The sequence below is a fragment of the Kitasatospora sp. NPDC057518 genome (genome assembly GCF_042802075.1).
Classification (GTDB): Bacteria; Actinomycetota; Actinomycetes; order Streptomycetales; family Streptomycetaceae; genus Kitasatospora.
The window spans coordinates 1-15,646 of record NZ_JBHVEU010000032.1 but is presented as its reverse complement, the minus strand read 5'-3'; the positions used below and the strand labels follow the sequence as shown (position 1 = coordinate 15,646).

The 15,646-nt window shown below is 74.3% G+C and carries 13 protein-coding genes and 1 riboswitch; of the genes, 11 read left to right on the top strand and 2 right to left on the bottom strand.

Annotation, left to right across the window (positions count from 1 at the left end; translation table 11 throughout):
- Positions 1-157: 157 nt before the first annotated feature.
- From ACFU7Z_RS05510 to ACFU7Z_RS05485, 6 genes are all read left to right on the top strand, one after another.
- Positions 158-421, top strand: coding sequence for a hypothetical protein (locus ACFU7Z_RS05510; RefSeq protein ID WP_049651830.1), 264 nt, complete (start codon positions 158-160; stop codon positions 419-421).
- A 141-nt stretch (positions 422-562) separates the two neighbouring features.
- The gene (locus tag ACFU7Z_RS05505; RefSeq protein ID WP_117491632.1) at positions 563-1,990 is read left to right on the top strand and encodes an NYN domain-containing protein; all 1,428 of its coding nucleotides are present in this window, start codon (positions 563-565) and stop codon (positions 1,988-1,990) included.
- Between the two features lie 200 nt (positions 1,991-2,190).
- Positions 2,191-3,228, top strand: coding sequence for a C40 family peptidase (locus ACFU7Z_RS05500; RefSeq protein WP_049651829.1), 1,038 nt, complete (start codon positions 2,191-2,193; stop codon positions 3,226-3,228).
- A 338-nt stretch (positions 3,229-3,566) separates the two neighbouring features.
- Positions 3,567-3,720: riboswitch (cyclic di-AMP (ydaO/yuaA leader) on the top strand.
- Between the two features lie 10 nt (positions 3,721-3,730).
- Positions 3,731-4,846, top strand: a complete 1,116-nt coding sequence (locus tag ACFU7Z_RS05495; protein WP_049651828.1) for an NlpC/P60 family protein — start codon at positions 3,731-3,733, stop codon at positions 4,844-4,846.
- Positions 4,847-5,073: 227 nt separating this feature from the next.
- Entirely contained in the window at positions 5,074-6,120 is a 1,047-nt protein-coding gene (locus tag ACFU7Z_RS05490) for a C40 family peptidase (RefSeq protein ID WP_049651827.1), read from the top strand.
- 53 nt (positions 6,121-6,173) lie between these two features.
- Complete coding sequence (locus tag ACFU7Z_RS05485) at positions 6,174-7,316, top strand: hypothetical protein (protein WP_380776361.1); 1,143 nt, start codon at positions 6,174-6,176, stop codon at positions 7,314-7,316.
- 18 nt (positions 7,317-7,334) lie between these two features.
- On the opposite strand, the gene ACFU7Z_RS05480 is transcribed toward ACFU7Z_RS05485, so the two are convergent.
- Entirely contained in the window at positions 7,335-8,705 is a 1,371-nt protein-coding gene (locus ACFU7Z_RS05480; protein WP_079271759.1) for a glycosyltransferase 87 family protein, read from the bottom strand.
- A gap of 216 nt (positions 8,706-8,921) precedes the next feature.
- Here ACFU7Z_RS05480 and ACFU7Z_RS05475 point away from each other — a divergent pair, with 216 nt between their 5' ends.
- The gene (locus tag ACFU7Z_RS05475) at positions 8,922-10,058 is read left to right on the top strand and encodes a glycosyltransferase family 4 protein (protein ID WP_049657557.1); all 1,137 of its coding nucleotides are present in this window, start codon (positions 8,922-8,924) and stop codon (positions 10,056-10,058) included.
- A gap of 62 nt (positions 10,059-10,120) precedes the next feature.
- On the opposite strand, the gene ACFU7Z_RS05470 is transcribed toward ACFU7Z_RS05475, so the two are convergent.
- Complete coding sequence (locus tag ACFU7Z_RS05470) at positions 10,121-11,914, bottom strand: long-chain fatty acid--CoA ligase (RefSeq protein WP_117487455.1); 1,794 nt, start codon at positions 11,912-11,914, stop codon at positions 10,121-10,123.
- A gap of 323 nt (positions 11,915-12,237) precedes the next feature.
- Between ACFU7Z_RS05470 and ACFU7Z_RS05465 the strand changes: the two genes are divergently transcribed.
- The 4 genes from ACFU7Z_RS05465 (at position 12,238) to ACFU7Z_RS05450 (ending at position 15,585) form a co-directional block, all read left to right on the top strand.
- Positions 12,238-12,672: an SRPBCC family protein gene (locus ACFU7Z_RS05465; protein WP_049657553.1), complete on the top strand. Its 435-nt coding sequence runs from the start codon at positions 12,238-12,240 to the stop codon at positions 12,670-12,672.
- A 25-nt stretch (positions 12,673-12,697) separates the two neighbouring features.
- Positions 12,698-13,870 carry an ArsA family ATPase gene (locus tag ACFU7Z_RS05460; protein ID WP_380776357.1) on the top strand — a complete coding sequence of 391 codons (1,173 nt, stop codon included), beginning with the start codon at positions 12,698-12,700 and terminating at the stop codon, positions 13,868-13,870.
- Positions 13,871-14,020: 150 nt separating this feature from the next.
- On the top strand, positions 14,021-14,449 hold the full coding sequence (locus ACFU7Z_RS05455) for a DUF5304 family protein (RefSeq protein ID WP_117487454.1): 429 nt from the start codon (positions 14,021-14,023) through the stop codon (positions 14,447-14,449).
- 191 nt (positions 14,450-14,640) lie between these two features.
- Positions 14,641-15,585 (top strand): ROK family glucokinase, encoded by a 945-nt coding sequence (locus ACFU7Z_RS05450; protein WP_074000899.1) that lies wholly within the window; start codon positions 14,641-14,643, stop codon positions 15,583-15,585.
- Positions 15,586-15,646 lie beyond the last annotated feature (61 nt).

Below are 15,646 nucleotides of genomic sequence, written 5' to 3'. Positions count from 1 at the left end.
ACGGCAGGTGGACTAGCCCGGGTGTTCAGGCAACCGGTGGTCGCGACGGTTGCCCCAGGCAATAGGCTTGGGGCGGGCATTCCCGCCTCCCGCCGCCGACGCCGGGGCTCCGGGGGGAGCGCCTGCCCCACCCAGGGACCACCCGAGAGGACCCCCGATGACCGTCCCCGCTCTGACCGCCGAGACGCGCTGGCGCTGCACCCTGTGCGGCAACCTCACCCGCTTCGACGTGACCCGCACCGCGCGGGTGACCGAGTTCCTGCACTTCGACCTGGCCGGCGAGTCCAAGGTCGAGGAGACCGAGGTGCTGAGCGAGACCGTCGAGTCGGTGCGCTGCCGCTGGTGCAACGCCGTGGACCAGGTCGAGCTGGTGGCCCGTCCGGGCGCCGAGGAGACGCAGGCCCCCGCCGACCAGGGCTGATCCCCGCCGCGGCGGCGGGGTGGGTGCGCGGCGCACCCGCCCGCGCCGCACGGGACAATACAGAACAGGACGCACGGAGCGTGCCGACGGGGGGCGGCCGCGGCCGTGCCCCGCTGGACCAGGATCGGAGCCGAGGACGTGGTGGACGCAGCGAAGGAGCCCGGCGCAGCCCAGGGGCTTCAGCCCGCTGCGGCCGAGGCCCCGGCCGAGGCTGCCGGGGCGGCGGACGGCGCCTCCGGGTCCGCGGCGGAGCGCGCCGTCGAGAAGCTCGACCGGCCGCTGCCCGAGGGCGTGCGCCGTCGGGTGGTCGGCCTGGCCTCGGACGCGCTCGGCGGGGTGCCGCCGGCCGAGCTCCCGCAGAGCCTGCGTCAGTACGTCAAGTTCACCCCGGCGCGGCGGGCCAAGTACGCGGCCACCGCGCTGGCGGCGGCGCTGGAGGCGGAGCCGGCCTTCCGGGTGCGGATAGCGGAGCGGCTGCGTCTCGGGCAGCCGGACCTGGTGAAGGCGCTGGAGTCGGGCACCGTCCCGAGCGCGGCCGATCCGATGGACGTCGCGGCCGCCGCCTACCTGGTGCGTTCGACGGGCTGGAGCCGGCTGGTGGCCGAGGCCGGCGAGGAGGCCGAGCGGGCCGGTGCCGAGGACGCGGCCGCGGAGGCGGTCCGGCTGGTGGAGAAGCTGCAGGCCGAGCTGGCCGAGGTGCGGGCCTCCGCGCGGGCGGACGCGGACCGGCAGCGGGCCGAGTCCGACGGCGTCCGCAGGGAGGCCGAGTCGCTGCGCAAGAGGGTGCGGTCGCTGGAGAGCGACACCCGCCGGGCGCAGGCCGAGACCCGCCGGGTGGCCGGCGAGCTGGACGCGCTGAAGGCGCAGGCCGCGGCCGAGCGCGGCGCGGCCGAGAGCGAGGCGCGCCGGCTCCGGCACCGGGTCCTGGAGCTGGAGAACGCGGCCGAGCAGGGCCGCCGTTCGGCCCGCGAGGGGCGCAGCGTCGAGGACATGCGGCTGCGGCTGCTGCTGGACACCGTGCTGCAGTCGGCCCAGGGGCTCCAGCGGGAGCTGGCGCTGCCGGTCGCCCAGATCCGCCCGGCGGACCTGGTGGAGGCGGTGGTGCCGGGGGCGGCCTCGCCGCACGACGTGGCCCGGCGCGGGCTGGCCGAGGACGATCCGGCGCTGCTGGACCAGCTGCTGGCGATCCCCCAGGTGCACCTGGTGGTGGACGGCTACAACGTGACCAAGACCGGCTATCCGACGCTGCCGCTGGAGCAGCAGCGGATCCGGTTGCTGGGCGGGCTGGCGATGCTGGCCCAGCGGACCCAGGCGGAGGTCACCTGCGTGTTCGACGGGCAGGACCTGGACGTCCCGGTGATCATGGCGCCACCGCGCGGGGTCCGGGTGCGGTTCAGCCGGACCGGGGAGACGGCCGACGAGCTGATCCGCCGTCTGGTGCGGGCCGAGCCGCAGGGCCGTCCGGTGGTGGTGGTGTCCACCGACCGGGAGGTCGCGGAGGGCGTGCGGAAGGCGGGCGCGCGCCCCGTGGCGTCGGTGCTGCTGCTGAACCGGCTGGCCCGGCCCTGAACCCGGGGAGGTTCGCATGATGCCTGGTCAGGGCCTGTTTCGGAGTGTTGTGCGAGTCCGGTGAAGTCAGTGTGGGGACCGGAGTTCACGCCTTCGGGGGAGTGGCAAAACGGATAGATCTTCACTAGGGTCTGGCGTCAAACCTATTTTCCGGAATCTCATCCCATCAGGTGAGCCCGTTGGAAGAAGGAGCCGGTCCCTTGGCCTCCCACCGCCGTCCCAAGCAGCCGAGCCGCGCACGGATCTCCGTGCTCACCGCGGCCGCTGCGACCGCGGTCGCCCTCTCCGCCCAGGTGGCCGCGCACGCCGCGCCGCAGCCGAACAAGACGGACGTCAAGGCGCAGATCGACCAGCTCCAGGAGGAGCAGGAGCAGGCGGCCGAGAAGTACAACGGCGCCAAGGAGCGGGCCGACCAGCTGCGGAAGCAGGCCGACCAGCTGCAGGACCAGGTGGCCCGCGGCCAGGAGCAGATGACCCAGCTCCAGGGCGGCCTCGCCGAGGTGGCGGGCGAGCAGTACCGCAGCGGCGGCATCGACCCGTCCGTCCAGCTGATGCTCTCCTCGGACCCGTCCGGCTACCTGGACAAGGCCTCCACCGTCCAGCAGGCCAGCACCAGTCAGGCCGAGGCGCTCAAGGGGCTGCTGGACCAGCAGCGCCGGCTGGACCAGGAGAAGACCGAGGCGGCCGCCGTGCTCGCCTCGCTGGACACCACCACCAAGGACCTGAACCAGGCCAAGTCGGACGTCAACACCAAGCTGAAGGCCGCCCAGGACCTGCTGAACTCGCTGAGCTCCGCCGACCGCGCCGCGCTGCGGGCCCAGCAGGCGCAGGACGACCGCGCCTCGCGCGGCAGCGACCGGGTCGACCTCGGCAGCCTGCCGCCGGCCAGCGGCTACGCGGCCACGGCGCTGGCCAAGGCGATGAGCAAGCAGGGCTCGCCGTACGTGTGGGGCGCCACCGGGTCGACCACCTTCGACTGCTCGGGCCTGATGGTCTGGGCGTACGGGCAGGCGGGCGTCTCGCTGCCGCGCACCTCGCAGGAGCAGGGCCACTACGGCACCCGGATCCCCTCGCTGGACCAGGCCCAGCCGGGCGACCTGGTGATCTACGGCCCCGACATGCACCACGTCGGGATGTACATCGGCAACGGCATGGTGGTCCACGCGCCGCACACCGGTGACGTGGTGAAGGTGATGAAGGCCGACGCGATGTCGATCAACACCATCCGCCGGGTCTGACGGACCGACACGCCCGGGAGGCTCCCGCGGGGGCCTGTGAAAAGCGCCACCCCCGTTCGGGGTGGCGTTTCGGGTTTCCGGCCCTTCGACGACCACATGGTGAGAACCGATCAGCCTTATGTGCGTCAATGGTCACCATCGGTCATTTTCACAAAGGAACTTGGGTAATCTTCTGTCTTTTTTCTGACAAGGATTTGAACCGATCACGGTTCAGTTACTAGGGTCATGCTCCGAACCACCGCACTGTCGATCGCCCAGCCAGGGTGGCGGCGGTGGTTACCGTCGAGTTCGCAAGGCAGCGGGACAGGTCGAAGCGACTGTCCGACAGGGGAGCCCAGTGGTAGGGGGCGCTGCGGAGCGGAGCCGGGGAACCACGTTCCTCCGGGGTGAATCGGCGCCAGGTCGGCCGGTGGAACGGCCGTGAGGCGTCGTAGGGCATGCTTCCGGCCCGAACCCGTCAGCTCACCCGGTAGGCGGCCGTAGGAAGAAGGAGTCCGCCTTCGTGGCGTCCCATCGTCGTCCCAAGCCCGCCGGCCGCGCCCGGGTCTCGATCCTGACCGGCGTCGCCGCCGCAGCCGTCGTCCTCTCCGCGCAGGGTGCCCACGCGGACCCGCAGCCGACCAAGGAACAGGTCAAGGGGCAGGTCGACCAGCTCAACGAGCAGGCCGAGGTCGCGACCGAGAACTACAACGCCGCCCAGGCCAAGCAGCAGGACCTGGAGAAGCAGGTCTCCGGCCTGCAGGACCAGGTGGCCCGTCAGCAGGCCCAGGTCACCGAGCTCCAGGGCGGCCTCGCCGAGATCGCCGGCGAGCAGTACCGCAACGGGGGGATATCCCCCACCGTCCAGCTGATGTTCTCCTCCAGCCCGGACAGCTTCCTCAGCCAGGCCGACGCGCTGAACCAGGCCGGCAGCACCCAGAAGGGTCAGCTGAAGGAGCTCCAGGAGCAGCAGCGCAAGCTCGACCAGGACCGCAACGAGGCCCAGGGCAAGCTCGCCGAGCTGGAGTCGACCACCCAGCAGCTGAAGGCCTCCAAGGACGAGGTCCAGGGCAAGCTGAAGGCGGCCCAGGACCTGCTCAACACGCTGACCGAGCAGGACCGCCAGGCGCTGCGCCAGGCCGAGGAGAAGGCCGCCGCCGAGGCCAAGGCCAAGGCCGACGCCGCCCAGGCCCAGCAGCAGCAGGCCGACCGCGCCTCCCGCGACAACAGCCGCGGCAGCCTCTCGGCCCCCACGACCACCGCTCCGGTGAACGTGGCCCCCGGCAGCTCGCGCGGTGCCGCCGCGCTGTCCGCCGCCGCCTCCAAGATCGGCAGCCCGTACGTCTGGGGCGCCACCGGCCCGGGCTCCTTCGACTGCTCCGGTCTGATGGTCTGGGCGTACAACCAGGCCGGCGTGTCGCTGCCGCGCACCTCGCAGGCGCAGGCCTCGGCCGGCACCCGGCTCGGGACGGACCTCTCCAAGGCCCAGCCCGGCGACCTGCTGATCTTCTACACCGACGCCCACCACGTCGGCATCTACGCCGGCAACGGCCAGGTGCTGCACGCCCCCAAGCCGGGCGCGTCGGTGCGCTACGAGGCGGTCACCAACATGCCGCTGACCGGCATCGTGCGGGTCTGATCCCCGCTCGGACGTCTCCAGGCCCGGTCTCCCCCAGGGGAGGCCGGGCCTGCGGCTTTTCCGGCGGCTCGATCTGATGTCCGATTGGGGAGTGAATATTCGGGTTGGGAGGGGTTTGGACTCGCTTGCCCGGACTCGCTAACGTCTGCCACCGGACTCCCGCTCGACGGCCGCCCGTCCCGGTGCGGCGGCGGGGGCCGCGCCGCAGGATTGGAGCCGCTGCCGCCATGCCCGTGCACCGCCGTTCCCAACTGCTCACCCGGGCGCTGGTGCTGACCGCGGCCGCCGCCACCGCGTTGGGCGCGGCCACCGGAGGCAGCGCCCAGGCGGCCCCCGCCAGCCCCGACCCGGGCGACCGTCAGGACGTCAAGACGCAGGTCGAGCAGCTGTACGACGAGGCCGAGCAGGCGTCCGAGAGGTTCAACGCCGCGCAGGAGGCCCAGCGGCGGCTCCAGGGCGAGACCACGATCCTCCAGGGCGAGATCGCCCTCGCCCAGGACCAGCTCAACGGGCTGCGCGGCGACCTGGCGATGGTGGCCGGGGCCGAGTACCGCGGCGGCGGGATGACCCAGACCGCCCAGCTCATCCTCTCGCCCGACCCGGAGGGCTACCTGGCCCGCGCCCGCACCCAGGGCCAGGCCGCCGTGCGCCAGCAGGAGACCCTGCACGAGCTGATCACCCGCCAGCGCCGGCTCGACCAGCGCCGCACCGAGGCGGCCGACAAGCTCGCCGAGCTGGACCGGACCCGGCGTTCGCTCGCCGACAGCAAACAGCAGGTCCAGCAGCGGCTGGCCGGGGCGCAGAAGCTGCTGAACGGCCTGGGCGCCGTCGAGCGGGCCCGGCTGGCGGTCCAGGACGCCCGGGACGCCGAGCAGCGCGCCACCCGGGGCACCGACCGGCTGGACCTCGGCACCGCCCCGCCCGCCTCCGAGCGCGGGGCGGCCGCGCTGGCCGCCGCGGTGCGGATGATCGGCTCCCCGTACGTCTACGGGGCCACCGGCCCGCACGCGTTCGACTGCTCCGGTCTGATGTACTACAGCTGGCGGCAGGCCGGAGTGACCCTGCCGCGCACCTCGCAGGCCCAGGCGTACGCCGGGCAGCGGATCAGCCTGTCCGAAGCGCGACCGGGAGACCTGGTGATCTTCTACCGGGACATGCACCACGTCGGCATGTACGCCGGCGGCGGCGTGATCGTGCACGCCCCCCGCCCGGGCGCCAGGGTCCGCTACGAGAGCGTCACCGCCATGCCGGTCTCCGGGGTGGTCCGGCTCTGAGCGCCCCGCCGTCCGGCCCCGCCGGACCCGCCGCCATACGTCGCCCCCGCCGCGTGCTGTCCCGGCGGGGCGCGCTGCTGCTCGCGGCCGGCGGGCTGGCCCAGCTGTCGCTGCCGCCGGCCGCCCCGCCGGCGCCCGCGGCGCGGCCGGTGGACCGGCGCGCCGAGGTGGCCGCCGCGCTGGCGGAGCGGGCGCGCTCGGCCCCGCCCTGGGCCGGGCTGCCGGTGGCCGAGGCCGGGTACCGCAACCTGGTGCTCGGCGCCGCCGGCGGGGAGCGGGTGACCGCCGCCGCCGACCTGGCGGTGCGGATCGCCGGGTACGACGAGCACCCGGTGGTGTACCCGCGCCGGATCGGGCTGGTGCGGGCCGGGGACGGCTGGCGGGTCGAGCGCGAGGAGAGCGCGTCCGGGCCGCCCGCGCCGTGGGACTTCGGGCCGCTCCGGTCCTCGCCGGGCGCGCACTGCCTGGTGGTCGGGCCGGCCGCGGGACCCGACCAGGCCGAGCTGGTCGCGGTGGGGGACCGGGCGGTGCCCGCCGTCACCGAGGTCTGGGGCGGCGCCTGGCCGGAGCGGCTGCTGCTGGAGCGGCCGGCCACCGAGGAGCAGTTCGCCCGGCTGCTGGAGGGCGACCCGGCCGGCTGGACGGGCATGGCGGCGGTCACCGTGGCCGCCCCCGGCGCGCCCTGGCACACCCCGGCGGACCGGGTGCTGGTCAACCCGGAGGCGTACGGGCGGCTCAGCGGCTTCGGCCGCCAGGTGGTGGTCACCCACGAGGCCACCCACGTCGCGACCAGGGCCGACACCCGGGCCTGGACCCCGCTGTGGCTCTCCGAGGGCGTCGCCGACTGGACGGCGTACCGGGACTCGGGCCGCGGCCCGCAGCAGATCGCGCCCGAGCTGGCCCGGGACGTGGCCGCCGGGAAGCTGCCCGCCGCGCTGCCCGCCGACCGGGACTTCGCCGCCGGGGCCACCGGCATCGCCCAGGCCTACGAGCAGTCCTGGCTGGCCTGCGAGCTGATCGGCCGCACCCACGGGCCGCAGCGGCTGGTCGCCTTCTACCGGGCGATCGGCGCGGCCGACGGGCAGGGCGAGGACCGGGAGCGCCGCACCGACCGGCTGATGCGCCGCGAACTGGGCGTTGGCCTGGCGGAGTTCACCCGGCTCTGGCTGGAGCAGGTGGCGGCGCTGAAGGGCTGACCGGCCGGGGAGGGCAGGTCAGCGGCGCTGCTCGGCCGGGGTGCCCGGGTGGTCGATGCCGTCCAGCAGGTCCTGCTCGTAGGCGATGCCCGGGCGCACCGGGTAGCCGGCGGACGGCAGTGCGGCGGGCTCGCGGTCCAGCACCACGGTCGGCGGCAGCGGCGCCTCGCCGCGGGTGGAGCGCCAGAGCCGCACGCAGGAGAGCACGGCGGCGGCCAGCAGCAGCAGGTTGCGTGCGGCCAGGACGGCGACCGCCGCCGGCTCGCTGGCCAGGACCTGGGTGAACATGGTCGGGAACTCGACCAGGGTCAGCGGGCAGGCGAGCAGGATCAGCACCGCCACCGGCCGCTGGCTGCTGTTGCGCACGGTCAGGCAGACCGCCGCGACGCCGACCAGCCAGACCAGGTACTGCGGGCTGATCACCCGGCTGGTCACCACGAAGATCAGCAGCGCGCACAGCGCGGCGTCGTACATGGTGGCCGCGCTGCGGCGCTTGGAGGTGTAGCGCCACAGCAGCAGCCAGGCGAAGCCCAGCAGGGTGCCGGCCAGCATGACCTTGCTGATCACGTCGACCCACGGCCCGAGCATCTCGGGGGAGCCGTAGTTCATGGTGACCTTGCCGTCCCAGGCGTCGGCGATCCGGGCGAAGTGCAGCGGCAGCGCGCCGAGCGACTCCACCTCGATGCCGCGGTCCTTCTGGAACGCCAGGAACTCGAAGGCGCCGTTCATCCCGGCCGTCAGCAGGAAGCCGATCGAGACGGCGGTGGCCGCCGCCAGCGTCCAGGAGCGGCGGGTGCGGCGGCCGGAGGGGGTGCCGATCAGGCCGATCAGCGGCCAGATCTTGACGATGCCGCCCAGGCCCAGCAGCAGCCCGCCGACCGCCGGGCGGCGGATCAGCGCCAGCAGGCCGGCCAGGGCGACCGCGGTGACGATGACGTCGAAGCGGTTGTAGATCATCGGGCCGAGCAGCGGGACGCCCACCACCCACATCCAGGCGCCGGTCAGCGCCCGGCCCCGGCGCAGGCCGGTGCGCACCAGCAGCGCGGCCGCGGCGGCGTCGGCGATCCCGCAGATCACCCAGAACGAGACCAGGTACGACCAGGGCAGCAGGCCCGGCAGCAGGATCACCAGGGCGGCGCCCGGCGGGTACTGCCAGGTCACGTCGTCGAACGGGAAGGTGCCGGTCTGGAGCACGCCGTACCAGGCGTGGTAGATCATCCAGACGTCCGCCGTGACGTCGCCGCCGGGTGCCTTCAGCACACCCGTCGCCAGCAGCACCAGCAGGGCGCGGGTGGCGACCCAGGTCGCGCCGAGCGCGGCGAGCGCCCCGAGCGGGCGGCCGAGGCGGCCGCGCGAAGAACCGGGCTCGGTGGCCGGGGCCAATTCCACTGCGCTCCCTCGTTCGTCTCGGACGTCCCCACCGGAGGCGTCGTACCGACGGACGCCCGGGCCGCGTGCTGGACGACGGCCTAGGTACTAGGACTGACCCGGGGGTCAAACGGTTGCCGTGCGCGGTTCCGTTCCCGGTGGGTCATGGTGTTGACCTATCGTACGGATCACCCAGCGGTACACCGCGCACCCCCCGACCGAGCGAGCCGTGGCCTGATGCACAGAACCTTGATCGTCACCAACGACTTCCCGCCCCGCCCCGGTGGCATCCAGGCCTTCGTGCACAACATGGCCGTGCGTCAGCCCGCAGGCAGTGTCGTGGTCTACGCCTCGACCTGGCGGGACGGCACCGAGGTGGCCCGGTTCGACGCCGAGCAGCCGTTCCCGGTGATCCGGGACCGGACGAAGGTGATGGTTCCCACACCGCGGGTCACCCGGCGGGCCGCCGAGATCCTGCGCGCGGAGAAGTGCGACTCGGTCTGGTTCGGCGCCGCCGCCCCGCTCGGGCTGATGGCACCCGCGCTGCGCCGGGCCGGCGCCGGGCGGCTGCTCGGCATGACCCACGGGCACGAGGCCGCCTGGGCCCAGCTGCCGGTCTCCCGGCAGCTGCTGCGCCGGATCGGCGCGGGCACCGACGTGCTGACCTACCTGGGCGAGTACACCCGCTCCCGGATCGCCGCCGCGGTCGGGCCGCAGGCCGCGGCCCGGATGGTCCAGCTGCCGCCGGGCGTGGACGAGACGACCTTCCACCCGGGCTCCGGGGGCGCCGAGGTGCGCCGCCGGCTCGGGCTGGCGGACCGGCCGGTGGTGGTCTGCGTCTCCCGGCTGGTGCCCCGCAAGGGCCAGGACACCCTGATCGAGGCGATGCCGCAGATCCTCGCCGACGTGCCGGACGCGGTGCTGCTGATCGTCGGCGGCGGCCCGTACCGGGCGGACCTGGAGAAGCTCGCGGACGCCACGGGCGTCCGGGACTCGGTGCGGTTCACCGGCTCGGTGCCGTGGGAGGAGCTGCCCGCCCACTACGGGGCCGGGGACGTCTTCGCGATGCCGTGCCGCACCCGGCGCGGGGGGCTGGACGTCGAGGGCCTGGGCATCGTCTACCTGGAGGCCTCGGCGACCGGCCTGCCGGTGGTCGCGGGGGACTCCGGCGGCGCGCCGGACGCGGTGCTGGAGGGCGAGACCGGGTACGTGGTGCCCGGCGGCTCGGCCCCGGCGGCGGCCGAGCGGATCGTACGGCTGCTGCGCGACGAGGAGCTGCGGCGGCGGATGGGCGAGGCCGGGCGGCGCTGGGTGGAGCGCTCCTGGCGCTGGGACCTGCTGGCCGGGCGGCTGACCTCGCTGCTGGCCGGCTGACGCGGGTACGCCGAAGGGCCCCGGGGAGTCCCCCCGGGGCCCTTCGGCGTACCGGTGCGGCCCTACTTCCGGTACAGGGCCTCGATCTCGGCGGCGTAGTCCTTCAGCACGACGTTGCGCTTGAGCTTGAGCGAGGGCGTCAGGTGGCCGCTCTCCTCGGAGAACTCGGTGTCCAGCAGGCGGAACTTCTTGACCGCCTCGGCGTGTGAGACGGCCGCGTTGCCGTCGTCCACCGCGCTCTGGAGGGCGGCCAGCAGGTCCGGGTCGGCGGCGAGGTCGGCGACGGTGGCGTCGGCGGGCTTGCCGTTGAGCTCCTTCCACTTCGGGAAGAAGTCCGGGTCGACGGTGATCAGGCAGGCGATGAAGGGCTTGCGGTCGCCGACCACCATGACCTCGCCGACCAGGGCGTGGGCCCGGATCCGGTCCTCGATCACGGCCGGGGCGACGTTCTTGCCGCCGGCCGTGACGATGATCTCCTTCTTGCGGCCGGTGATCGTCAGGTAGCCCTCGGAGTCCAGCGAGCCGAGGTCCCCGGTGGCGAACCAGCCGTCCTTGAAGGCGTCCGCGGTGGCCTGCGGGTTGTTCCAGTAGCCGGTGGAGATGTGCGGGCCCTTGAGGAGGACCTCGCCGTCCTCGGCGATCCGGACGGAGCAGCCGGGCGTCGGCTGGCCGACCGTGCCGATCTTCGGCTTGGCGCACTCGTTGAAGGCGGTGGCGGCGCAGGTCTCCGTCAGGCCGTAGCCCTCCAGGACGGTGAAGCCGATGCCGCGGTAGAAGTGGCCCAGGCGCTCGCCGAGCGGGGCGCCGCCGGAGATGGCGTGGGTGGCCCGGCCGCCGAGCGCGGCGCGCAGCTTGCTGTAGACCAGCTTGTCGAAGACGGCGTGCTTGAGCCGCAGGACCAGGCCCGCGCCGCCCGCGTCCAGCGCCCGGCTGTAGGCGATCGCGGTGTCGGCGGCCTTGTCGAAGATCTTGCCCTTGCCGTCGGCCTGGGCCTTGGCGCGGGCGGTGTTGTAGACCTTCTCGAACACTCTGGGCACGCCCAGGATCAGGGTCGGCTTGAAGGAGGCCAGCTCGGCGGTGACGTTCCGGACGTCGGAGACGTGGCCGAGCTTGATCGGCGCCATGATCGGGGCGATCTCGACGATCCGGGCGAACACGTGGGCCAGCGGCAGGAAGAGCAGCACGGAGCTCTCGCCGGTGTGGAACAGCGGGGCCAGGCGCTCGACCACGTTGCCGCACTCGGCCAGGAAGTTGCCGTGGGTCAGCTGGCAGCCCTTCGGGCGGCCGGTGGTGCCCGAGGTGTAGACGATGGTGGCGATGTCGTCGGGGCCGGCGGTCCGGCGGCGCTCGTGGACGGTCGCGTCCGGGACGTCCTGCCCGGCGGTGGCCAGCGCGGCGATCGCCCCGCCGTCGATCTGCCAGGTGTGCTCCAGCCCGGGCAGCCGGTCGCGGACCTCGGCGACCACCCCGACGTGCTGGTCGGTCTCGGTGATCACGGCGACCGCGCCCGAGTCGCCGAGGATCCACTCGACCTGCTCGGCGGAGGAGGTCTCGTACACCGGCACGACGATCGCGCCGGCCGTCCAGATCGCGAAGTCCAGCAGCGTCCACTCGTAGCGGGTGCGGGACATGACGGCCACCCGGTCGCCGGGCTCGATGCCCGCGGCGATCAGGCCCTTCGCGGCGGCGTGCACCTCGGCCAGGAACTGGACCGACGTCAACTCCTGCCAGTGGCCGTCCACCTTGCGGCTGAGCACGGCGACGTCCGGGTGCTCCTCGGCGTTCCGGTGCACCGGGTCGGCGAGGTTGCCGCCGCTCGGTACCTGGTAGAGGGCCGGAAGGCTGAAGTCGAGCAAGACTGCTCCTCGTTCGCGACGCTGCGGGACGGCAGGACGTTACTGCCCGGTAGGCAGCTTCGACCAGGGGGGTCGGCTCCGGTGTTCGAAGTGTCACACCCGGCCGGGTCCGACCTGGCCGTGACCGGGTCGTTCGAATGGCACCCTACGACAGCGCAGGGCGACCGGCCGGTAACATGCCCGGCCGCCCGGCGCCCGCCCGCACCTCGGCCGCCCCGCGCCGCCGCGCCGCCCACCGGGCGCGATAGCCTGCTCCGGGCGGACCGGGCCGAGCGCGCCCCGGCCGGACCGGCAGGCAGATGGACGAGGCGGAGGGCCATTCCATGGCGGAGCACACCAGGTCGAGCATCACCATCGACGCGACCCCGGCCACGGTCATGGCGGTGATCGCCGACTTCGCCGCCTACCCGGCCTGGACCGGCGAGGTCAAGGAGATCGAGGTCCTCGGCACCGGCGAGGACGGCCGCGCCGCCGAGGTCCGGCTGCTGCTCGACGCCGGCGCCATCCGCGACGAACACGTCCTCGCCTACACCTGGGACGGCGACCGCGAGGTCTCCTGGACCCTCGTCCGCAGCCAGATGCTCCGCTCGCTGGACGGCTCCTACACCCTCGCCCCGCTCGCCGGCGGCCGCACCGAGGTGACCTACCAGCTCGCCGTGGACGTCAAGATCCCGATGCTCGGCATGATCAAGCGCAAGGCCGAGAAGGTCATCATCGACCGCGCCCTGGCCGGTCTGAAGAAGCGCGTCGAAGGCTGACACGACCGAACGGGGGCCGGACGGCATGACGGCGACACGCACCATCCTGGTCAGCGGCGACGCTGGCGCACCCACGGTGGCCGCCGCCACCGCCCTGCACGCCGCCCGGCGCGGCCACCGCACCTGGCTGCTGGCCGCCGACGACCCGCACCGTGCCCTGGACTCCGCCCTCGGCACCCGGCTGGAGCCCGAACCGCTCCACCACGCACCGGGCCTGACCGTCTCCCGGATCGACGAGCAGGCCGCCTTCCGCTACGCCGTCGGCGCGCTCACCGGCCGGCTCAAGCCCGCCCTCGACCTGCTCGGCGCCGAACAGCTCGACCCCGAGGAGCTCACCGCCCTCCCCGGCATCGCCCGGCTCGCCCTGCTGCGCGCCCTGCCCGCCGCCGACCAGGACGTCCTGGTCGTGCTCGCCCCGCCGCCCGCCGAGCTGATCGCCGCCCTCGCCCTGCCCGAACAGCTCGCCCGCTACCTGGACCGGCTCGTCCCCGAGCAGCGGCAGGCCGCCCGGGCGCTGCGCCCGCTGCTGGCCGGGCTGGCCGGCGTCCCGATGCCCGCCGACTGGCTGTACGAGGGGCGCACCAAGGCCGCCGCGGCACTGGCCGAGTCCCGCGCCGCGCTCACCGACCCCGGCACCAGCGTCCGGCTGGTCGTCCAGGCGGACGGCCACCCGTACACGGAGCTGCGCCGGATCCGGGCCGGGCTCGCCCTGCACGGGCACCGGCCGGACGCCGTGGTGGTGCACGGCGCGCTGCCCGCGGCCGCCGCCTCCTCGCCCGACCCGTGGCTGGCCGCCCTGGCCCGCCGCCGGCAGGAGGAGCTGACCGGGCTCGCCGCCGAGACCGACGCCCCGGTGCTGGTCGCCGGCCTGGACGACGCCACCCTGGAGGCCGTCGCCGACCGGCTCTACGGCGACGGGGACGGGCCCGAGCGGCTCGCCCCCGAGCCCTGGCCGGTCGAGGACCGGCTCGCCGAGGAGGGCCTGCTGGTCTGGCACCTCGACCTGCCCGGCGCCGACCGCTCCGAGCTGGACCTGGTCCGCCGGGGCGACGACCTGGTCGTCGGGGTCGGCACCCACCGCCGGGTGCTCACCCTGCCGTCCGCGCTGCGCCGCTGCACGGTGGCCGGGGCGGGGCTGCACGACGGCGTGCTCTCGGTGCGGTTCGCGCCGGACCCGGCGCTCTGGCCCCGGGGCTGACGGGGGGTTCGGCGGGGGGACCGGCGGGATTCGGTCGGGGCTCCGGCGGGCCCTGGGCCGGGTTCGGCGGCTTTCCGGGCGGCCCGGCCGGTCGGGTAGCGTCGGGCCGGAGGGCCGCGGGGTGCGGCCACGGCTGAGGAGGCGCCCGCGATGACCAGCACCGACGACCGCACCGAGCCCGGCGGCCGGCCGGACGGCGAGCAGGGCGGCCAGGGGCACCCGTTCGGCCCGGAGCTGGGCCCGCTGGTGGACGAGGTGCGCCGGTTCGCCGGTGCGCTCGGCGACAAGGCCCAGGAGGCGAGCGCCACCACCCTGATCACCCTCTCCGGGCTGGCCGACAAGCTGCGCACCCAGCAGCCGGAGGTCTACTCCCACCTCGCCGCCGCCGGCACCGGGCTGGCCGCCGCGGGCAGTGAGCTGCTGGCCGCCTACCGCGCCGCCGTGGCCGGGCACGAGAGCCGCTGGACCGCCGGGCAGGGCGCGCCGACGGAGAAGATCGACCTCGACGGCGACGGCGACGGTGATGGCGGCCGTGGCTCCGGCTTTGACGAGGCTGACGGGCCGTCCGCCAAGCAGTGAAACCGTGACTTCCGGAGGGTGATCGAGCTGCTCTCGTACGTCACGAAGAAGGAGATTAGATACGACTTTTGAAGCATCCCGGCCGCGTCGGCCCAGAGTTGTCTTCGGATAATGTATGCGAGGCTGTGTACGGGGGCCGGGTTGGGCGGTAGCGTTCCGTCCAGCGGAACGAGTGAATAGCTGAGGGACACATGGCTCTGACCATCGGCGTCGATGTCGGCGGGACCAAGATCGCGGCAGGCGTGGTCGACGAGGCGGGCGCGATCCTGGCCCGGACCAGGGTGCCCACCCCGGCCGACCCGCAGTGGGCGGTCGACGCCATCGCGCAGGCCGTGCGCGAGCTCAAGGAGGAGCACCCCGACGTCACCGCGGTGGGCGTCGGCGCCCCCGGCTTCGTCGACAGCAACCGCTCCACGGTGATCTTCGCCCCCAACATCGACTGGGAGAACGAGCCGCTGCGCGGGCGGGTCGAGGAGCTCACCGGCCTGTCCACCGTCGTCGAGAACGACGCCAACTGCGCGGCCTGGGCCGAGTTCCGCTTCGGCGCGGCCGCCGACCACCAGGACATGGTGCTGATCACCGTCGGCACCGGCATCGGCGGCGGCATCGTCCTGGACGGCCGGCTGCACCGCGGCCGCTTCGGCGTGGCCGGCGAGATCGGCCACCTCAACATGGTCCCCGACGGCCTGACCTGCGGCTGCGGCGGCAAGGGCTGCTGGGAGCAGTACGGCTCCGGGCGCGCGCTGCGCCGCTACGGCCGGGAGAAGGCCGCCGCCGACCCGCGGCGCGGCCACCGGATGCTGGAGCTCAACGACGGCGTGGCCGAGACCATCCGCGGCATCCACATCACCCAGGCCGCCGAGGAGGGCGACCCGCTCGCCCTGGAGTGCTACGCCGAGCTGTCCGACTGGCTGGGCCGCGGCATGGCCGACCTCGCCGCGCTGTTCGACCCGGCCGTCTTCGTGCTCGGCGGCGGCGTCTCCGACTCCGGCCGACTGCTGCTCGACCCGGTCGCCAAGGCCTTCGAGCACTACCTGACCGGCGGGGTGCACCGGCCGCGCGCCGAGGTCGTGCTGGCCTCGATGGGCTCCGCCGCCGGCATCGTCGGCGCGGCGGACCTCGCCCGCGTCCCGTAACCGCCGTACCCCTTCGAGCCCGCCGGCGGCGGTGCGACCGGGCCCCGACCGCTCCCGGACG